The sequence below is a fragment of the Sedimentibacter sp. MB31-C6 genome (assembly GCF_035934735.1).
GTDB lineage: Bacteria > Bacillota > Clostridia > Tissierellales > Sedimentibacteraceae > Sedimentibacter.
In genome coordinates, this window is the sequence record NZ_CP142396.1 from 235,460 (window position 1) to 256,860 (window position 21,401).

General features: G+C 29.5%; 23 protein-coding genes. 2 read left to right on the forward strand and 21 right to left on the reverse strand.

Translation table 11 applies throughout. From position 1 onward, the window contains the following. Position 1: 1 nt before the first annotated feature. Complete coding sequence (locus U8307_RS01175; protein ID WP_326909452.1) at positions 2 to 646, reverse strand: O-methyltransferase; 645 nt, start codon at positions 644 to 646, stop codon at positions 2 to 4. Positions 647 to 702: 56 nt separating this feature from the next. Then, the gene (mltG, locus tag U8307_RS01180; RefSeq protein ID WP_326909454.1) at positions 703 to 1,722 is read right to left on the reverse strand and encodes an endolytic transglycosylase MltG; all 1,020 of its coding nucleotides are present in this window, start codon (positions 1,720 to 1,722) and stop codon (positions 703 to 705) included. Between the two features lie 266 nt (positions 1,723 to 1,988). On the opposite strand from mltG, the gene U8307_RS01185 reads away from it, so the two are divergent. Beyond that, positions 1,989 to 2,231, forward strand: a complete 243-nt coding sequence (locus U8307_RS01185; RefSeq protein ID WP_326909456.1) for a hypothetical protein — start codon at positions 1,989 to 1,991, stop codon at positions 2,229 to 2,231. A 95-nt stretch (positions 2,232 to 2,326) separates the two neighbouring features. Continuing rightward, positions 2,327 to 3,034 carry a peroxiredoxin gene (locus tag U8307_RS01190; protein ID WP_326909458.1) on the forward strand — a complete coding sequence of 236 codons (708 nt, stop codon included), beginning with the start codon at positions 2,327 to 2,329 and terminating at the stop codon, positions 3,032 to 3,034. 38 nt (positions 3,035 to 3,072) lie between these two features. On the opposite strand, the gene U8307_RS01195 is transcribed toward U8307_RS01190, so the two are convergent. From U8307_RS01195 to pdaA, 19 genes are all read right to left on the reverse strand, one after another. Then, on the reverse strand, positions 3,073 to 4,758 hold the full coding sequence (locus U8307_RS01195; protein ID WP_326909459.1) for a ribonuclease J: 1,686 nt from the start codon (positions 4,756 to 4,758) through the stop codon (positions 3,073 to 3,075). After that, entirely contained in the window at positions 4,736 to 5,209 is a 474-nt protein-coding gene (locus U8307_RS01200) for a Fur family transcriptional regulator (RefSeq protein ID WP_326909461.1), read from the reverse strand. Before U8307_RS01200 ends, U8307_RS01195 begins: the two co-directional genes overlap by 23 nt. An 18-nt stretch (positions 5,210 to 5,227) precedes the next feature. Further along, the gene (locus U8307_RS01205; protein WP_326909463.1) at positions 5,228 to 5,473 is read right to left on the reverse strand and encodes a DUF1292 domain-containing protein; all 246 of its coding nucleotides are present in this window, start codon (positions 5,471 to 5,473) and stop codon (positions 5,228 to 5,230) included. Between the two features lie 15 nt (positions 5,474 to 5,488). Then, positions 5,489 to 5,905: a Holliday junction resolvase RuvX gene (ruvX, locus tag U8307_RS01210; protein WP_326909465.1), complete on the reverse strand. Its 417-nt coding sequence runs from the start codon at positions 5,903 to 5,905 to the stop codon at positions 5,489 to 5,491. 7 nt (positions 5,906 to 5,912) lie between these two features. Then, positions 5,913 to 6,860 (reverse strand): aldo/keto reductase, encoded by a 948-nt coding sequence (locus tag U8307_RS01215; RefSeq protein ID WP_326909468.1) that lies wholly within the window; start codon positions 6,858 to 6,860, stop codon positions 5,913 to 5,915. A gap of 93 nt (positions 6,861 to 6,953) precedes the next feature. Then, complete coding sequence (locus tag U8307_RS01220; RefSeq protein WP_326909470.1) at positions 6,954 to 7,223, reverse strand: IreB family regulatory phosphoprotein; 270 nt, start codon at positions 7,221 to 7,223, stop codon at positions 6,954 to 6,956. A gap of 137 nt (positions 7,224 to 7,360) precedes the next feature. Next, complete coding sequence (gene alaS, locus U8307_RS01225; RefSeq protein ID WP_326909472.1) at positions 7,361 to 10,000, reverse strand: alanine--tRNA ligase; 2,640 nt, start codon at positions 9,998 to 10,000, stop codon at positions 7,361 to 7,363. Between the two features lie 302 nt (positions 10,001 to 10,302). Next, positions 10,303 to 10,731: a Fe-S cluster assembly scaffold protein NifU gene (nifU, locus tag U8307_RS01230; RefSeq protein ID WP_326909474.1), complete on the reverse strand. Its 429-nt coding sequence runs from the start codon at positions 10,729 to 10,731 to the stop codon at positions 10,303 to 10,305. Positions 10,732 to 10,824: 93 nt separating this feature from the next. Next, positions 10,825 to 12,000, reverse strand: coding sequence for a cysteine desulfurase NifS (nifS, locus tag U8307_RS01235; protein WP_326909476.1), 1,176 nt, complete (start codon positions 11,998 to 12,000; stop codon positions 10,825 to 10,827). Then, on the reverse strand, positions 11,978 to 12,424 hold the full coding sequence (locus U8307_RS01240) for an RrF2 family transcriptional regulator (RefSeq protein WP_326909479.1): 447 nt from the start codon (positions 12,422 to 12,424) through the stop codon (positions 11,978 to 11,980). The genes nifS and U8307_RS01240 overlap by 23 nt, the downstream gene beginning before the upstream one ends. A gap of 183 nt (positions 12,425 to 12,607) precedes the next feature. After that, positions 12,608 to 12,880 carry a putative Se/S carrier-like protein gene (locus tag U8307_RS01245; protein ID WP_326909482.1) on the reverse strand — a complete coding sequence of 91 codons (273 nt, stop codon included), beginning with the start codon at positions 12,878 to 12,880 and terminating at the stop codon, positions 12,608 to 12,610. A gap of 115 nt (positions 12,881 to 12,995) precedes the next feature. Next, a complete protein-coding gene (locus U8307_RS01250; protein ID WP_326909484.1) occupies positions 12,996 to 13,499 on the reverse strand; it encodes a hypothetical protein in 504 nt (167 codons plus the stop codon). A gap of 15 nt (positions 13,500 to 13,514) precedes the next feature. Then, a complete protein-coding gene (locus tag U8307_RS01255; RefSeq protein ID WP_326909485.1) occupies positions 13,515 to 14,831 on the reverse strand; it encodes a replication-associated recombination protein A in 1,317 nt (438 codons plus the stop codon). 49 nt (positions 14,832 to 14,880) lie between these two features. Continuing rightward, a complete protein-coding gene (locus U8307_RS01260; protein ID WP_326909487.1) occupies positions 14,881 to 15,297 on the reverse strand; it encodes a SoxR reducing system RseC family protein in 417 nt (138 codons plus the stop codon). A gap of 45 nt (positions 15,298 to 15,342) precedes the next feature. Further along, complete coding sequence (gene aspS / locus U8307_RS01265) at positions 15,343 to 17,115, reverse strand: aspartate--tRNA ligase (RefSeq protein WP_326909488.1); 1,773 nt, start codon at positions 17,113 to 17,115, stop codon at positions 15,343 to 15,345. A 346-nt stretch (positions 17,116 to 17,461) separates the two neighbouring features. After that, the gene (gene sdaAA / locus U8307_RS01270) at positions 17,462 to 18,340 is read right to left on the reverse strand and encodes an L-serine ammonia-lyase, iron-sulfur-dependent, subunit alpha (RefSeq protein ID WP_326909489.1); all 879 of its coding nucleotides are present in this window, start codon (positions 18,338 to 18,340) and stop codon (positions 17,462 to 17,464) included. Then, positions 18,340 to 19,023: an L-serine ammonia-lyase, iron-sulfur-dependent subunit beta gene (gene sdaAB, locus U8307_RS01275; protein WP_326909490.1), complete on the reverse strand. Its 684-nt coding sequence runs from the start codon at positions 19,021 to 19,023 to the stop codon at positions 18,340 to 18,342. The genes sdaAA and sdaAB overlap by 1 nt, the downstream gene beginning before the upstream one ends. Before the next feature lie 132 nt (positions 19,024 to 19,155). Next, a complete protein-coding gene (locus U8307_RS01280) occupies positions 19,156 to 20,322 on the reverse strand; it encodes a dicarboxylate/amino acid:cation symporter (RefSeq protein ID WP_326909491.1) in 1,167 nt (388 codons plus the stop codon). 149 nt (positions 20,323 to 20,471) lie between these two features. Next, positions 20,472 to 21,272, reverse strand: a complete 801-nt coding sequence (pdaA, locus tag U8307_RS01285) for a delta-lactam-biosynthetic de-N-acetylase (protein ID WP_326909493.1) — start codon at positions 21,270 to 21,272, stop codon at positions 20,472 to 20,474. Positions 21,273 to 21,401: the final 129 nt, after the last annotated feature.

Here is a 21,401-nt window from a genome sequence, read left to right on the forward strand (position 1 = left end):
TTTACTTAATTAATGTAACTGCCAATCCGTCTCCTAAGGGTAAAACAGATGTTATATATCTATTATCCTGTGAAATATACTTTAAATAATCTCTTAAATTTCTAACTAAAGTTTTTTTTCTTCTAACGACCAAATCATCATTTGCTATCATTCCTTGATATAATACGTTATCTGAAAGTACTATAGCACCTGATTTCATCTTTTTACAACATTTATCAAAAAAGGTACCATAATAACTTTTTGCTGCATCAATAAAAGCTAAATCAAAAGTACCGTCAATTGTATCTAACAAATCAACAGCATCACCATAGTGAACTTTTATATTATTTTCAAGATTAAATTTTTTAACATTCTCTATAGCTTCATTATAAAATTTTTCGCTTCTTTCTAATGTAACAACTTTCCCTTCATTATTCATTTCATGACTCATAAAAATTGATGAATAACCGACATTAGTTCCAATCTCAATTATACTTTTAGCATTTATTTGTTTTATTATAAGTTTAATAAATTGACCTACTTCTTTGTGTATTATCGGTAATTTCCTTTTTTCACATTCCTTTCTAAATTGTTCTAACTTATCGTCCTCATTTTTAATAAGACTCTTAATATAATCATCTATATATTCCATATTAATATTTTCCATATTGTTTCCTTTTTATTTTTTCATACCACTAATTTTTACAGATTTTTAAAATTTCATCACTGCATGTACTTATCCTTTGCTGCTAAATGGTCATCATAGTTATTTGAAAAATGATGTGTTCCATCTCCCTTAGCGACAAAATATAAGTAATCTACTTCAGCAGGCTCAAGAACAGCCTTAATCGAAATTTTACCTGGTGAATTTATTGGAGTTGGTGGCAATCCTTCTAAGAGATATGTATTGAATGGAGAATCAACTGCAATATCTTCAAGAGTAAGATATTCTTTCCATTCACCAAGGGCATAATTAACTGTAGCGCAAGATTGAAGTTTCATATTTATATCTAATCGATTTAAAAAAGTTGCTGCAACTTCATCTCTTTCTTCGTCAAGTAAAGCTTCTTTTTCTACTATACTTGCTAAATTAATAGTTTCCTCAAAATTTAACTTAGAATTTTCAAGTAAAGGTTTAATTTCTTCTAAATAAAAACTATCAAATTGAGATAAAAGAAATCTTACTATATCTTCTTCTGAAAAGTTTACATATACATTATATGTATCAGGCATTAAATATCCTTGAAGATTTGTTATATCCTGATTATCCAACATAAATTGAAATTCATCATTAAACATTTCTCCATGTTCCATAATATTTACAAGTTCATCAAAATTCAATCCTAACTGTTCAGAAATTGACATTGCAGTGTCTTCAATAGTTAAACCTTCTATAATAGTAATATTTGCAGTATTTCCTGAAATGCCTCCTTTTATGAGTTCTTCTAATATTTTATCAACATTCATTTCCCTAGAAAGCACATAATCTCCTGCTTTCAACTTACTGTCAGCACCTGTTTTATTAGCATAATATTTAAATATCCGTTTATCTCTAATTAAATTATTATCATATAATATTTCAGCTATTCCGGATGTTGAACTACCTTGAGGGATTTCAACAATAATTTTAGCATTGTCATTGGAATCAACAGCTTGTAAATTTGCATCTATATAATTATTTACAATAATGTAGCTTCCGATTATTACAACCAAAATAACGAGAAAAGTAATTATTTTTTTCATAAGTCCTCCATATATTTAATGTTAAAACAATAATATCAATTATACATCCTAAATTTTAAAAATTCAATATATATAACCATTTTTTTGCTTAAATCCTAAAAAACCGTCAAAAACCTTAAATATTAAAATAATATGAGTATATATTTTTTAACATAGGATATAATAATTATGCTTGTTACTTTTATCATATGAATTAAAATTCTTGAATGAAATTTCATTAAGAGAAATTACTCTTTTGAATTTAATTCGTGGAAGGGTTGATTCTATTGGACAGGTTAAACAAGGGAAACGCTCCTAATTTAAAAAGTTTTAACAAATTAACTGAAATGAAAATAAAAAGGGATGTACAATCTAATTTATCTAATGAAGTATCAGGTAAATTCAATCCTGAATTAAATAGTAAAGTAAACAAAGTAAATACAAGGATTGAGGATAAAAGAATTGTTAATAATAAGCCATCCCAGTTTGGACCTATATTAGGTGTTAACTTTCATATGATTAAAAGATAAATAAGTAAAAGAAATCACGGTAATCGTGATTTCTTTTTTTAACAATTAACACTTTAATTCATATTATGATAGTAAAAAATAATAGGAGCGTTAAAATGATTCCAAATAATGATGATTCAACAAATACATATATTGAAAATAGAGAATGCTTAACAATAGGTCGTATTGCACCTGATTTTACTGCAATTACCACTCAAGGTGTTATATCTCTATCCCAATATAGAGGAAATTGGGTTGTATTATTTTCACATCCTGGAGATTTCACACCGGTTTGTACCTCTGAATTTATTTCTTTTGCCCAACTTTATCCAGAATTCGAAAAAAGAAATGTACAATTAATAGGTTTAAGTATAGATAGTAATCCATCTCATATAGCATGGTTATATGATATATTTCAATTTACTGGTCTTTACATGCCGTTTCCTTTAATAGCAGATAGAGACGCGATAGTTTCTAATCTTTATGGAATGGTAAACCCTGACAGAATTTATGAACAAAGTGTAAGAGATGTATTTATTATTGACCCTCTACAAAGAATACGTGCTATTTTAAGTTATCCTGCTACAGTTGGGAGAAATATGTATGAATTATTAAGACTAATTGATGCACTTCAAATATCTACTGAATATGAAGTAAGCACTCCTGCAAATTGGATGCCTGGAGAACCTGTTATTCAACCATTACCACAAACATATGATGAAGCAATAGAAAGGGCTGAAGATCCTGAAAGTTTTGGTGTTGAATGTCCTCGATGGTACTATTGCTTTGAAGATTTAGATAATCAACTCCAAGAAAATTTGTAATTAAATAGTAAATAAAAAAGGACTTCTGTCCTTTTTTATTATATAAAATCTTCACCTTTAACTTCTACAATAATAGGAAGTATCATTGGGTTACGTTTAATTTTTTCATATATAAAGCTACTTAAAGCATCTTTTATAGACATCTTTATATTGTTCCATTCTTTGATATTTCCTTCGCTACACTTATTTAAAGCACTTCTAACTACAGCCTTTGACTCTTCAATAAGATCTATATTTTCTCTTACATAAATAAATCCTCTTGAAACAATTTCTGGACCTGCAACAACCTTTCCTGTACCTTTTGCTGTAGATAGCACTACTATTATTAGACCATTCTCTGATAACAGCTTTCTATCTCTTAGTACTATATTTCCAACATCTCCAACACCTAGTCCATCTACTAATATATTGCCAGATGACACACTTCCATTCCTTACAATTGATTTCGATGTAATTTCTATTACACTACCATTTTTTGCTATAACAGTATTTTTTTCAGGTATTCCTAATTCTACAGCAAGTTTAGAATGTTGCACTAAATGTCTATATTCACCATGAGCAGGAATAAAAAACTTTGGTTTTAAAAGAGTTAGCATTAACTTCAACTCTTCTCGTCTAGCATGACCAGATACGTGAACTGGAATTAGTGCATCATATAATACTTCTGCTCCTTTTTCATAAAGCGTATTTATAACTCTTGATACAGTTTTTTCATTTCCTGGAACTGGACTAGCTGATATTATTACTAAATCGCCTTCTTTAATTTGTATTTTTTTATGATCATTATTAGCCATCCTTGTAAGGGCCGACATAGGCTCTCCTTGGCTCCCTGTTGTTATTATAACTATTTCATTATCTTTTAACTTTTTCAAATCATTTACATTAACTATTGTTCCTTCAGGCACATTTAAATATCCAAGTTCCTGAGATACCTTAACAGTATTTAACATACTTCTTCCTGAAATTGAAACTTTTCTACCATAGGCTACTGCGGCATTTATTATTTGCTGGACACGATGTATGTTTGAAGCAAAAGATGCAACTATTATTCTTGACTGGCTATTTTTAAATATCTCCATGAATTTATAGCCAATTGTACTTTCAGATTCTGTGTACCCAGGTCTTTCAACATTTGTACTATCTGACATGGCTAGTAGCACACCTTTACGTCCTAATTCAGCAAATGCATCTAAATCAATTACATCTCCATTTATAGGTGTATAATCAATTTTAAAATCACCAGTGTGAACTATTGTTCCTATAGGCGTATTAATTGCTATTCCTACTGCATCAGGTATGCTATGATTACTTCTAATTAATCTAACTTTAAAGCATCCTAAGTTAAAAGTTTTTCCTGGTTCTACTACATTTAAGGACACATCATCTAGTTTATGTTCTAAAAGCTTATTTTCAACAAGTCCCAATGTTAATTTCGTTCCATATATTGGAATATTGATTTTCTTCAATAAATATGGAATAGATCCAATATGATCCTCATGACCATGAGTTAATATTATACCCTTTATTTTATCTGCATTCTTTATTAAATATGTTATGTCTGGTATTACAATATCTATACCTAACATTTCATCTTCTGGAAATGACATACCGCAGTCTATAATAACAATATTGTTACCATATTCAAATACAGTCATGTTTTTTCCAATTTCGCCCATCCCCCCTAATGGAATGACTTTTAATTTATGTTTCTTTTCTGTTGCCATTATAATTCTCCTTTTTTCTACAATCACTGCAGATTCCGGTGAATTTAACGTTATGATTTAATATTTCAAAATTGTATTGTTTTTCTATAATTTCTTCCAATGAGTTCATTAAATCTTCCTTGACCTCAATAATTTTGCCACATTTTTTGCATATTAAATGATGATGTTGATGAATTTCATTATTGTTTGGCAATAATATTTCATATCGATTGCAGCCTTCATCAAAATTTAGCTTATATACTAATCCTATTTCTTCAAAGAGTTGCAAAGTTCTATATATTGTAGCCAATCCAATTTTTGGATGTTTGTGTTTAATAAGTTCATAGACTTCTTCTGGGCTTAAATGTGCATCTTTTTTTTCCATTAATATATCATATACTACTCTTCTTTGAGTAGTCATTTTGTATCCCTTATCACCCAATATATCTTGAAAATTATCTATTTCACTCATAAGAACACCTCTTCAAATTTAAATTAGTTCATCTGCTATTCCTTCGTATATTTCTACAACTTCTTTTAATTCTTCTTCATCTTCTACTATACTAAAAATAACTTCTCCGTCCTCAGTTTCTTCTACACAGTAAATCATACCTTCATCAGAGTTAATTTCATGAAGTACTGCATACTGGATATCATCAACGTGAAAGGTCGCTTCAACTACTAATTTTTCAGTTTTACCTTCATCATTAATCAATTCTACAATATTATTTTTCATTCGACCTCCCATTAATCATTTTGTACTTCGCTGCATATATGAAGTCAATATTTGAACCGCAGCTAATTTGTCTATAACTTCTTTTCTTTTCTTTCGTTTTACATCTGCTTCTATGAGCATTTTCTCAGACATTAATGTGGTAAAACGTTCATCTTCAAGCTCAACAGGCAAATCAATATGTTTTTTTACCTTTTCTAAAAATTCCAGAACTTTTTCTCCTTGTATCCCAACACTTCCATCTAATCTTTTTGGTAGTCCTGATACAATTTTAGTAACTTGGTATTCTTCAATTATTTTTTTGAGTTCCTTAATATCATTTTTAATATTTGTTCTTTTGATAGTAGTTACACCCTGCGCAGTTATCATCAATAAATCACTTACTGCAACTCCTATTGTTCTATCTCCCACATCAAGACCCATTAATCTGTCCATAGCTACCTCATACAATTTTGATATAAAAATCCGCACATTCACCAGCACAATAACTGCATAAAACACATTTACTCATATCTACTTTACATTTTCCATTAACAATTTTCAATGCATTTTGTTTACATTTCTTTGTGCATTTTCCACAGCCTACGCACCACTCTTCTATAACAAGAGTACGTTTTTGATTTCTAATTTTACTTTTTATATTATTTTTTAACTCATTGTTTTCTAAATAACAGATATTAGCTTCTATTTCTTCAATAGTACTCATACCTATAGCTAAAGAGTCCACATCCTTTAAATTATTCGCAAAGTTAAATGCATCCTTTGCTTCTGAAATTAGATGTCCTCCTCCATATATTTTCATAGCTAAAATAAACTTACCATTTAACTTAGCTATTTTTACAGCATCCAACATATCTTCTATTGTTCCATCCTGTAGGCCAATTCCTTTCATATTTATTAAAGGAAATACTATATCAATTTCTTTAAATTTAATACTGTCTTTCACTGCTTCCACTCTATGTGTAGATATACCAAAATGTTTTATTATTCCTTCATCCTTGTACTTCATAAAGCGTTTAACAGCCTCATAATGACCAATAAAATTATTGCCATTATCTTGTTCATGTAGCATAAATACATCGATATAGTTTGTGTTTAATTCTCTTAATGCCTTGTTAACACTATATTCTGCTGTCTTTTTATCATAAGCATAGCTTTTTGTAGCTATTATTAGTTTATCCCTGTCTTTATCTTTTATGAATTCTTTTAATATATTATAATTATTATAAAGTTCTGCTGTATCATAAAAATTTATTCCTTTTTCATAAGCATAATTTAATAAATTTACTTTATTGTAAACATTATCATCATTTTGCAAATTACTTAAAGCTAGTGTTCCATAACAAATTTTTGATATTTTATTTCTAAATAATTTTGTATATTGCATCATTTCACCACTAGTCTATATAAAAGATAGCAGTATATTAATATACTGCTAAATAATATTATTTATTTTGTATATGCGACTATTGAAAATATCGTACTAATTTTCTTCAATTACATCCAAATAAACATTTATTATTTCTTCTAACAGTTCGTCTCGCTCAATTTTTCTTATTAAACTTCTTGCATTATTATAATTAGTTATATAAGTTGGATCTCCTGATAATATATATCCTATGAGCTGGTTATTTGGATTATATCCCTTCTCTTTCAATGATTTATAAACTTGGGATATTACTTCTCTAGCCTCATTTAACGATTCTGTATTGTAATTAAATTTTGTTGTATTGTTATTTACATTCTTATCCATTAATACCACCCCTATACATAACTTAATTTATTGTACTACATTATTTATATAAAATCAATTAAATTATTAGATATTATTTTTCAAATATTTGCAAATTATATTTATGTTATTATAAAAACCCTTGTCATCCTAAATTTCTAATTGATTTCTTTAATTTGATTTTTTACTACTTCAAATGCTTCATTAATTTTTTCTGGATTTTTTCCTCCAGCTTGTGCGAAATCTGGTCTTCCTCCACCACCTCCGCCAGCAACAGTTGCTGCTGTTTTAATTATATTTCCAGCATGAATTCCTTTTTTAACCAAATCCTTAGTAACAGATGATACAAATAACACCTTGTTTCCTAAGTCAGATGCTAGAATTATAATACAGTTTTCATTTTTATCTTTTATTTTATCAGCCATTTCTCTTAAAGAGTTAGCATCCTTATCTTTAGTTTTAATCGCAAACAACTTTAGCCCATTTATTTCTTCATAATCATCAAGAATTTCATTTATATTATTCTTTAAAATTTCATTATTAAGCTTATGAATTTCTTTATCTTTATCTTTTAACTCTTTTTTTAGATTATTCACTTTACTTAAAAGTTCTTCTCTCGTAGTTTTCATAGTTTCTGACAATCCATCAACTAAATCATTTAAATAATTTAAATAATTTAAAGCAGCTTTTCCAGTTATAGCTTCTATTCTTCTCACACCTGAAGCTATACTACCTTCTGAAATAATTTTAAATAAACCTATTTTCCCAGTTTCATTAATATGTGTGCCTCCACAAAGTTCTTTGCTAAAGGTATCTATACTTACAACTCTCACAACACCATCATATTTTTCATCAAATAAAGCAGTAGCTCCAGATTTTTTTGCATCCTCAATATCCAACAAATCAGTAAATACCTTATAATCTGCAAAAATTGCCTTATTTACTCGTCTTTCAATTTCCTTAATTGTTGCTTCATCAATAGTCTCAAAGTGTGTATAGTCAAATCGCAGTCTCTCTTCTGAAACATAAGATCCTGCTTGATTAACATGTTCTCCCAAAATTTGCTTTAATACTTTATGTAATAAATGAGTACTAGTATGATTCTTAGCTATATTTTTTCTTTTATCAACATCAATACTAGCTATTATATTATCACCTACAGAGATAGAACCTTTCATAATTTTAGCTTCGTGAATATAAATATCTTTATTATACTTATTAGTACTTATAACATCTGCTTCAAATTCATCTGCAGCTAACTTACCTGTATCTCCAACCTGTCCGCCGCTTTCAGCGTAAAAAGGAGTTTTATTAAGTATAATAAAGCCTGACTGCCCTTCCTCTATAGTATTATTCTCAACACCATTAACTATTATTTTAAGAACTTCAGCTTCATCTGATACTTCTGTATATCCAGTAAAAATTGTTTTAGCTGCATCAATATTAAAATCTTTATTCTTCCAACCTGAACTACCTGTTTTATTTCTAGCTTCTCTTGCCATTTTTCTATGTTCTTCCATTATTGCAAGAAATTCTTCTTTATCCAATTCAAAGTCATTTTCATTTAATATTTCTTCGGTAAGCTCATACGGGAATCCATAAGTATCATATAACTTAAATGCAATACTACCATCTAAAACATGTTTGTCAGCTTCTTTGATTTTTTGTATTTCCTTCTGTAAAAGCTCTAACCCTTGGTCTATTGTTATTTTAAATTTTTCTTCTTCAAGATTTATAACTTTTAATATATAACTTTCCTTTTCTGAAAGTTCAGGATATGCTTTTTCCCACTCATTTATAACTACTTGAACAGTTTCTGTTAAGAATTCTCTATGTATGCCTAAAAATTTACCCTTACGGATAGCTCTTCTTATTAATCTTCTTAAAACATATCCTCTACCTTCATTTGAAGGAATAACTCCGTCACCAATCATAAAAGTTGCTGCTCTTGAATGGTCGCAAATTATTTTCATTGCAGTATCCTTATTCTTGTCTTTTCCATAACTTAAGTTTGTTATTTCTTCAATCTTTTTAATTATCGATAACAATGGCTCAACATCAAATACTGAAGGTTTACCTTGAAGAACTGTAGCAACTCTCTCAAGTCCCATTCCTGTATCTATGTTAGGATTTGGCAAAGGATGATAAACTCCTTTTTCATCTTTGTCAAATTGGGTAAATACTAAATTCCATATTTCAATATATCTGTTACAGTCACAACCTGGTTTACAATCAGGTAATCCACAGCCTTTACCTTCTCCAGTATCATAATATATTTCAGAACAAGGACCACTTGGACCTACTTCTAATTCCCAGAAGTTATCGTCCTTTCCAAGCCTGACAATTCTTTCAAGAGGAACACCTACTTTTTCATGCCATATTTTTTCAGCATCAGTATCCTCTTCATATACTGTTACCCATAGTTTATCTTCTTCAATCTTTAATGTTTTTGTTAAAAATTCCCACGCCCAAGAAATAGCTTCATCTTTAAAATAATCACCAAAAGAAAAGTTTCCGAGCATTTCAAAAAAAGTTAAATGTCTTGCAGTAATTCCTACATTATCAATATCTCCAGTGCGTACACATTTTTGACATGTAGCCATTCTATTAGATGGAGGTATCTCTGCACCTGTAAAATATCTTTTCATAGGTGCCATTCCAGCTCCTATGAGAAGTAAACTTTTATCATTCTTTGGTATTAATGAAAAGCTTTGTTCAGTTAAATGTTCTTTACTTTTAAAAAAATCCATAAATTCTTTTCTTATATTATTAATCGAAAATCTATCTAAATTATCCATTTTTCCTCCGTTCAAGTATTCGATTCATTCTTTATTAAGAAATTATAATGTATTCTTTACCATATTGTCAACTATAAATAAATAATAAAAAGAGTTGCTTCGCAACTCCGCTAGGGGGACCTATGTCCCCCTTCGGCGTAAAAATGCTTTATTAATGCATTTTTACTGAGCACCCCCCTTAACGGCAAGGACGTTCCGTCCTTTGCAATCCTCGTTTTTTATTATATAGGAAAGGATAACTTTCCTATATAATAAAAAAGCGGTAGCAATAATCAACCGCCCCCGCAAATTATAATATGTTATTAATGACAGTGAATTTCATCATCCTCTGGTACATAATTTTCTAATCCCTTAATTATCTTACCTGTTTTCTGTGAATAATCAAATAACGCTGACTTAACTGCTTGCTCTGCTAATACTGAACAGTGAACCTTAACAGGTGGAAGTCCTCCTAAAGCTTCAATAACTGCCTTATTAGTCATTTCCACAGCTTCATTAATATCTTTGCCTTTTATAAGTTCTGTTGCCATACTTGATGATGCAATAGCTGAACCACATCCAAATGTTTCAAATTTTACATCCTCTATAATTTCTTCATCATTAATCTTAAGATATATTTTCATTATATCCCCACATTTAGGGTTACCAACTTGCCCAATTCCATCAGCATCTTCAATTGAACCTACATTTCTTGGATTTCTAAAATGATCCATTACTTTTTCTGTATACATATCTTCCTCCATTTATATATTTAATTCAATTTCTTTTTCAATAAATCTTTACTACCTTTCAACCTATAAGGTTAGAAACACTCTTTTGCCTTTTTATAAATCATTGTCATCCTTAAGAGGTGATATTGATCTTAGTCTAGTAATTATATTTTTCATTGTTTCAATTACATAATCAACATCGTCTTCTGTAATTTCTTCACTTAAAGTCATTCTTATTGAACCGTGTGCAGTTCCATGATCAAGACCAGTGGCCAAAAGTACATGAGAAGGATCCAATGATCCTGACGTACATGCTGAACCGCTAGAAGCTGCAATACCCTCCATATCTAACAATAATAATATAGATTCACCTTCAACATATTTATATGAAAAATTTACATTATTTGCAAGTCTTTCTGTTGGATGGCCATTTAATACAACATCTGGAATATTTACCTTTATTCCATCCATAAGTCTGTTTCTAAGACTAGTCAAACGTTCTATATGTTTGTCGAAATTTCTTGAAGCAATTTCTACAGCTTTACCAAATCCTGCAATGTTTTGTACACCCTCAGTACCAGCTCTTTTTCCTCTTTCCTGTCCACCGCCATGTATGAAGTTGTCTATCTTAACACCTTTACGAATAAAAATTCCACCAACACCTTTAGGCCCTCCAATCTTGTGGGCAGACATGGACAATAAATCTATATGTTGTTTCTTAACATCTATCTTAACACTGCCTAAAGCCTGAACTGCGTCAGTATGGAATGTTATATTATGTTTTTTAGCAATTTCTCCAATTTCCTCAATATGTTGAATAGTTCCTATTTCATTATTTGCATACATTACAGAAATTAGTATTGTTTCAGGCCTTATGCTAGTTTTCAACTGCTCTAAATCTATCATTCCATATTTATCTACATCTAAATACGTTGTTTCAAATCCGAATTTTTTCAAATATTCACAAGTATGAAGAACTGCATGATGTTCTATTTTAGTTGTTATAATATGATTTCCTTTATTTTTATTAGCAAAAGCTACGCCTTTAATAGCCCAGTTATCTGATTCTGTACCACCAGCAGTAAAATATATTTCTTTTTCATCAGCATTTATAAAATTTGCAACAGTACTTCGTGCATTTTCAATTGCTTCCTTTGACTTTCTTCCAAGTTCATATAAAGAGCTTGATGGATTTCCATACATCTCATCAAAATAGCCACGCATTTCTTCTATTACTTCTTTTCTTACTTTTGTTGTGGCAGCATTATCAAGATAAATTTTTCTGCTCATTATTATCCTCCGTTAAAATTTTTTTATGATCCTCGTACATATCAGCAAGTGTTATATTATCAATTACGTCATTAATGCTATTTTCTATTTTTTCAAAAATAATTCTTGTAGCGCATATTGATTCTCTTGAACAAATATCTTTACCTAAGCAATCAGAAGTCGTAATATCTCCCTCTAATGTTCTAAGAATCATTCCAACTGTTATTTCCTTAGGATTTTTTGCAAGCATATATCCGCCTTGAGGTCCTCTTACTGTTTCTATATAACCTTTTTTCTTTAACTTAGCAAATAGTTGTTCTAAGTAATTTTCAGATATTTCATATTTTTCTGATACTTTCTTAAGAGAAATCGGGCCAGATCCATAATTTAGTGAAAGTTCAAATACTGCTTTCAAACCATATCTGCCCTTCGTTGATAATATCATATCTATCTCCCTTCTCTTTTAATCCCTACTATTTAACTTGGGTTTAATTAATTATATTATACCCAAGTAATTTTGTCAACAATATTTATAAAAATTTGTCTAACAAAAAAAGAAACAGGACGCATACAATGCGTCCCCTACATTTAATTTGTTTGCAGGACATTTACATCACACAGTATTAATTTAATCAAAGGTTAAAGGTAATAATTTATATACTAATAATCCATTTTGTTTTATTGTACTATAAACATTATCTATAGGATATTTTCCTCGACACTCTCTTATAATTAATTTTAATGTTTCTAAATCTTTGGTTTTTAAACATAAATCACATTCGCTTTTGATACTAAAAGGTGTTTGAGAAAGTTTTATATTTGTTAGTTTATACTTTTCTAAATTGCTATAAGCCGCAATCGTATAGTTACCATGCTTAAATGTAATAATATATAACTCCATATTATTCCTCCTTTATGCTGTGAAAAACTCTTATTTAACATATTTTATTAAAAATAAAATAATAAGTTACAACATAAAAAAGTATTATTATATGCCAGTTAAAAATAATCTTTTATTAGTTTAGGTATTCATGTTCTTCTTCGCTCTCATAAATGCTTAATTCATATTTCAAATCTTCTAAATTTGATACATATTCTTCCATTGAAATTTGATTAGAGTATAACAAATTATCCAACTTATTTTTTGTATCTTCATATATAAAAATTTCTTTACATGGCCAAATAATATTACTTATTTTATTAGAATCAGAAATCAATATAGATATATTCATTTCATCTTCAACTAAGTCTAAGATTGTGCCCATCAGATAGCATTTATTAATTCTAATATTATTTTTTTTAAAGAAATTTCTTATCTCTTGAATAAATAAAAAATGTTTCCTCTTAATCTCATATGATACATTTTCATTTAAACTATCATCCACTAAATCTTTATTATAAAATTCAACGGACACATCATATCCCTTATTTAAATCGAAATCTTCAAGATTTATTTTATTATTTAACTTCTGTCCTATATCTAAATTATTAATATTTGAATTTGAAAATTTAAAATCCATAATAATCCCCCTATTCTAAGGAACCTGATTCAAGTATTCCATAAACTTTTTAATTCTTGATTCATAGCCTGAATCCTTTGGTTCATAAAAGTTTACACCCTTCATAGTCTCTGGTAAATATTGTTGTTTTACATAAAATTTATCATAATCGTGTGGGTACATATAGTTTGTAGCTTTATTTAACTTTGCTGCGTTCTTATAACTTTTATCCCTTAAATGATCAGGAACTTCCAAAGAACTCCTTTCAACAGCTTCTAAAGCTTTATTTATAGCTATATAAGATGCATTACTTTTTGGAGCACAAGATATATATATAACAGCTTGAGCGAGAATTATTCTGCCTTCAGGAAATCCAATTATCTCAATTGCTTTAAAAGCATTTACCGCTACTTCTAAAGCTCTAGGATCAGCGTTGCCAACATCTTCTGAAGCGCATATAATAATTCTTCTTGCTATGAATTTTGGATCTTCTCCACCTTTAATCATTTTAGCAAGCCAAAATACTGCTGCATCCGGATCTGACCCTCTCATACTTTTTATAAAAGCTGAAATTGTATCATAATGGCTGTCCCCATTTTTATCATATTCAACTTTCTTTCTTTGAATACATTCTTCTGCTATACTTAAATCGATTTTAACTTTACCATTAACTTCTTTAGTCGTTTCTATCCCAAGTTCTAATGCACTAAGAGCTTTTCTTATATCTCCATTTGAATTATTAACTATAAGATTTAAAGCATCTTCAGTAACTTCTATATTTTTGTTACCGTAGCCTTTTTCTTTGTCTTCAATAGCCCTTTTCATAACATTTTTGATATCTATATTTGAAATTTTTTTAAACTCAAATACTAGAGATCTAGATATCAACGCTGAATTAACCTCAAAATATGGGTTTTCAGTAGTGGCACCAATAAGAATTATAGTTCCATTTTCAACATAAGGTAAAAGGGCATCCTGTTGAGCTTTGTTAAATCTATGAATTTCATCAATAAAAAGTATAGTTCTTTTATTATAAAAAGACAATTCATCTACAGCAAATTTTATTCTTTCTTTAATATCCTTTATACCACCGGTTACTGCATTAAGCGTTGTAAAATTATTATTCGTATTTTCTGCTATTATTTTAGCTAAGGTAGTTTTACCTGTTCCTGGTGGCCCATAAAAAATGGCAGAAGAAAGTTTATCAGCTTCTATTGCTCTATTTAAAATTTTACCCTTACCTACAATATGTTCTTGTCCGACAAAATCATTAAGATTTAAAGGTCTCATCTTTTCAGCCAATGGTGCCTTATTTTTTATTGAATTTTCATATTGCATATCAAATATATTCATTGTTTACCTTCTAATATTTCATTACATCAAAGTTTCAATAAAACTACATTTATAATTTTTTAGCTACTGTATATTTTATAGAATTTTTTTTCATTTCATTTTTATCATAACTTTTTAATATAAAATGGGATACTACTAGTGATGCTAACCCTGCAAGAGCCGAAATAGCATCTTTGTTTGAATTTCCATTCATTAAGGTATTTACTATAAATATTGTACCTATCATTAAAACTAAAGGCATTCCATAAATCATGAGTATATGCTTAAACATAACGTCATTTTCAGTTGTTATTTCTACATAATCTCCCACTTGTATATCATCTGTTACTTCAGTTTCTATTCTAATTCCGTTTACTTTACATGCTGCTGAACAACTTGCACAATTGTCTCCACATGCAGAAATTCTTTTTACTAAAATAGTTGCTTTATTACCATTAATTTTTTCAATTTTGCCTACTTGTTCCATTAAAATCATCCTTTCTAAAATTAAAATCTTAATAAGCAGGATAAATTATTCAATTGTATCAATACCTAATTCCTTTAATTGTTCACTTGACGCAATAGCAGGAGCATTAGTCATTAAACATGATGCACTTTGTGTTTTTGGAAATGCAATTACGTCTCTTATATTATCACTATCAGTTAAAAGCATCATAAAACGATCTAATCCATATGCAATTCCACCATGAGGTGGTACCCCGTATTTAAAAGCTTCTAATAAATATCCAAACTTATCATTAGCTTCTTCTTGTGTCATACCAATTGCCTTAAACATTCTACTCTGCAAATTGCTATTTGTAATTCTAATACTTCCACCACCTATTTCATCACCATTAATTACAATATCATAGGCCTTTGCTCTTACCTCATCAGGATTTGATTCTAATTTATCAATATCTTCATCTATCGGTGCAGTAAATGGATGATGTTTTGCAACATATCTATCTTCTTCCTCACTATATTCAAACAATGGAAAGTCAGTTATCCATACTAATTCAAATTTATTTTTTTCAATTAAATTTTTACTTCTAGCAATTTCTATTCTTAAAGCGCCAAGGACAGTATTTACTACTGATTCCTTATCAGCTACTATGAAAACTATATCTTTTTCTTTTATATCTAGGTTAGTTATTAATTCGTTAATTTCTTTTTCACTTAGAAATTTAGAAATTGGAGATTCAAAAACTTCATTTTCATATTTAAACCATGTTAAACCTTTAGCTCCATATGTCTTTGCAAATTTCTCTAATTTAGAAATTCCTTTTTTCGAAAACTCTTCCGAAGAACTATCAATTTTAATACACTTAATTACTCCACCATTTTCAATCGTAGATTTAAATGCATTAAAACCAGAATTCACAAATATATCAGATATATTATTTAATTCAAAACCAAAACGCAAATCAGGTTTATCAGAGCCATATTTATCCATAGCAACTTGATATGACATTCTCTTAATAGGAATTTCAATATCAATGTTTTTTATTTCCTTAAATATTTTTTGTATAAGTTTTTCATTTATTGATATCACGTCTTCAACGTCTACAAATGACATTTCGATATCAACTTGAGTAAATTCAGGCTGCCTATTAGCCCTCAAATCTTCATCTCTAAAACATCTTACTATTTGATAATATCTATTCATACCAGATACCATTAATAACTGTTTAAAAAGCTGTGGCGACTGTGGTAATGCATAAAATTTTCCTGGATTAACTCTGCTTGGTACTAAATAGTCCCTTGCTCCTTCTGGAGAAGGCTTTGTTAAAAAAGGAGTTTCCACTTCATTAAAACCATTATCATATAAAAAATCTCTAAAAATCTTTGATGTTTTACTTCTCATAATAAGATTTTTTTGCATACTTGGTTTTCTTAAGTCAAGAAATCTATATTTCAACCTCATTTGTTCAGATACATCATCATTATCTTTAATATATATAGGTGGAGTTTCAGCAGAATCCAAAATCTTTAATTCATCAATATATACTTCTATTTCTCCTGTTGCCATTTCAAGGTTTTTAGATTCTCTTTCGCATACCTTTCCTCTAACAGCAATAACAAACTCACTTCTTAAACTTTCTGATTTCTCAAAAGCTTCTTTATTTACTTCAGTATCAAATACTACTTGAATTAAACCCGTAATATCCCTTAAATCTGCAAAGATAAGTCCACCTAAGCTTCTTCTTTTTTGAACCCATCCCATTAGCACAACTTCTTTACCAATATCCTTTTTTGTCAATTCTCCACACATATTAGTTTTTCTCAGCAAACCCATAGATTCCATAATTATCCTCCAAATAAAAATAAATAAAACTCGTCCCTCTTAGGGACGAGTATAACCCGCGTTGCCACCCTATTTGGACTAAAAATAGTCCCTCTCAATTGTCATTGCAATAAATAGAGGTGTCTTTCATCACAAGCTAATAATAGGCTTCCATCGTCCCTATCTTGCTTTAATTAAAACTAAGTGATTACTCTTCCCCTTACAATATATATTACATTAAAATTACCATAGTACAAATTGTTTGTCAATAATATTTTTTTACCATTACAGTAATCTATTTATAAAAATAAACTCTTTTTTATATATGTTTCTTTTAAAATAATATAATCTTTTTAACAAAATCATTTTATGATTCTTTAAATATTTCTTCATTAAACTTTAAAGCTGTAGGCGTTATTGCTATGCCCCCTAAAGCAGTTTCTCTAAGTTCAGGAGGTAATTGCTTGCCAACCCTATACATTGCCCATACAACTTCATCAAATGGAATTTTACTTTTTACACCACTCATTGCTAAATCTGCTGTTGTAAGAGCACTGACAACACCGGCCACATTTCGTTTTGCACAAGGCACTTCTACAAGTCCAGCAACAGGATCACAGATAAGACCTAATACATTTTTTATGACAATAGCTGCTGCATCTAAAGCCTGTTCAGGAGTACCGCCTAACATTTCAACAATAGCTGCTGATGCCATGGCTGCAGCAGAGCCACACTCGGCTTGACATCCTCCTTCTGCTCCTGCTAAGGTAGCATTTTTAGCAATAATAATACCTACACCTGATGCTGTGAACAACGCATGTATTAATTCTTCATCAGTTTTCTCTAATTTTTCCCCCGCAGATATAACAGCAGCAGGCAATATACCACAAGAACCAGCTGTTGGACAAGCAACTATTCTTCCCATAGCAGCATTTACTTCAGATGATGATAATGCCCTAGCCATTGCTCTTACAATAAAATCTCCAGTTAACGTTTTTTTCTTATCAGCATATTGTCCTAATTTATATGCATCTCCTCCAATTAATCCACTGACAGACTTTACATCATTATATTGTGCAAAAGAAGAAGAACTCTTCATTACATCTAAATTATGTTTCATCTTATTTAAAACATCACTTCGATTAAGATCACTTTTTTCCATTTCTTGTCTTATAGTGTATTCATATATAGATATACCTTCTTTTGAACACTCTTTTATTAAATCCTTACCATTTGTTACAAACATTATAAAACTCCTTCTACTACTGGATTAATAAATTTAACACTTTCTATTTCTTCAATTTGTTTTACCTTTACTTTTATCTTTTCAGTTATAATATTATCTGTTTCCAATGCCATAGTTGCTAATTTACCTTTTCCATCTCTATATACCCTCATGTTTGCTATATTTATATTATCTTCAAATAAAATAGATGATATCTTAGAAATAACACCAGGTAAATCCTTATGATGTGTAAGTATAGTAGGAAATTCTCCTGTAAACTCAACATTTTGACCATCAATATTAAAAATCAAAATATTTCCTCCACCTATCGAAGATCCTGTAACTTCGGAAATCATTCCATCTTCTCTTGTTATAATGAATTTTACAGTATTTGGATGAACTTCACCTAAATCACTTTCAATAAAGTCATATTCAATTCCATTTTCAGTAGCTATTTCATAAGATTTCTTTAAATTTTCATCCCAAGGATCTATATTTTGTATTCCGGCTAACAATGCCTTATCAGTTCCATGTCCTATATATGTTTTTGCAAAAGAGCCATGAAGATAAAATTCTACCTTTTTTATTTTACCTCCAGCTATAATACGGGCTACCTTTGCTAATCTAGCTGCTCCTGCAGTATGAGAACTAGATGGACCAACCATTATTGGTCCTAGTATATCAAAAGCGCTATAGTCTCTCATGTAAATCTCCTTTACTAAAAATTATATCGTAAAAATCTAATATAATATAATTGCCTTTCATTATAGTTTTTAGGCAATCATATTATAACATAGCTTATCTTTAAATCAACAGATTATTTATTACCAACATAACTACTTATTTTCTTGAATTCTATCTACTATCATTGCCACCGCTTGATCTCCTGTTACATTACAAGCAGTACCGAAACTATCCTGAGCAATATATAAAGCTATCATTAATGCTATCATTGGCTCAGTAAATCCTAAAATCAATTCTAATACTCCTAAAGAAGCCATAACTGCTCCTCCGGGTACTCCAGGTGCAGCAACAATTGTAATACCTAACATAGCTATAAATCCAAAAAAAGCACTGAATACTATTGGTACTCCATTTAACATCATAACTGACATAGCACAAATAGTTAATGTTATTGTGCTACCAGACATATGAGTTGTTGCACAAAGCGGAATAACAAATTCTCTAATCCCCTTTGAAATGCCAATCTTTTCGGAGCATTGTATGTTAACCGGAATCGTTGCAGCAGAGGATTGTGTTCCTAAAGCTGTCATATACCCAGTAATTTGTATCTTTAAACTTCTGAAGTAATTTTTTTTGCTTATAAAACAACTAATTGCAAACTGAAATAAAATAATAAGTATATGACAAGATATTACAATTAAAAATACCTTCCAAAATACTGAAAACACAGTCATAACCTGTCCAGTATATGTCATATTTCCAAAAATCCCAACTATGTAAATAGGTAGTAATGGTATTACTATACTTTCAATTACTTTGGTAATAATTTTTTGAAAGTCATTAGCAATTTTTCTTAGCGGATCGCTGTCAATTGCTGCTATTCCCAATCCTAACAAGAAAGCTAAAATTAAAGCTGATACTACTTCCATAATAGCAGGCATTTCAACTATAAAAAAAGGCTCTAAATCTGCTTTAGCTGTAGTAATATTTCCAGCAGTTTCTGGTGTAATAATTGAAGGTAATAATGATACTCCAACAGTATATGCAAATAAACCAGCTATTAAGGTAAACAAATAAGCTATACCAATAGTTATACCTAAAAGCTTACCTGCACCTGTTCCAAGTTCAGCAATTCCCGCTGTTACAAACCCTAAAATTAAAAGTGGAATAATAAATCCAAGAAAGTTGCCAAATATTGAACTAAATGTTACAAATATTTGAATAAACCAATTCGGTGCGACGATACCAATTATTAAACCAAAAATAATACCGAGTATTATTTTTGATATAAGCCCTAGCTTAAATCTCTTACTTTGCATGAAATTTCTCCTTTGCTTTTCATTTATCTTAGTTTATTCTTTCAAATCTAAGTAAAAATATCCAAAATATTAAATAAAAAACAGGAAGGATAATATATAATCGCTTCCCATTTATAAATTCTAATTACTAATTATAACAACAAAGTATGTTATTTTAAATCATTTAAAGTTTTAAACTTATATCCTTCTTCTTTCCATTTAGATAATAATTCATCTAAAATTTCTGCATTAGTTTGAGATGTACTGTGTAATAAAACTATTGCCCCCGGATGAATACGAGGTATTAATTTGCTAAAAGCTTGCTCTTTTGTTGGTTGCTTATCTACATACCAATCTACATAAGCAAGACTCCAAAATATTGTTTTATACCCAAGTTCTTTTGCATTTTTAAGATTTTCTTCGTTAAACTTACCTTGAGGAGGTCTATAAAACTTAGGCATATCCTGCCCCGTTGTTTCTTTATATAATTCCTCCAAAGAATTTAATTCCTCTTTAAAAGCTTCTAACTCTAATAATCTTGACATATCTGGATGATTATATGTATGATTCCCTACAATATGCCCTTCATTAACCATCCTTTTTACTAAATTAGGGCTTTTTTCTATATAATTACCAACTAAAAAAAACGCGGCCTTTACATCATGCTCACTTAGAATATCTAAAATTTGAGGTGTATAGCCATTCTCAAATCCAGCATCAAAAGTTAAATATATAACTTTATCGTCTGTTCCATCAACATAATATGAATTATACTTCTTTAGATATTCTGGTGTTGCATTTCCTAATGGAGATTTTCCATTCTCTCTAAAACTCAATCCCCAATTTGTTATTTCTGTTGATGTAGTGATAGAAAAATTATTAGAATTCTCAATTATAAAAAATAAAGCAAATAAAAATACACAACATACTAAAAAAATCATTATATTTTTTTTCTTAATAGCAATTAACACTTCCTCACCTCCCATTTATAGTTATATATATTTAAAATTAATAGACAATATGTCAACTAAATGATATATTACATATATATATCATTTAGTTGACATATTATGCATTATATGCTTACCGCTTCTACTGTT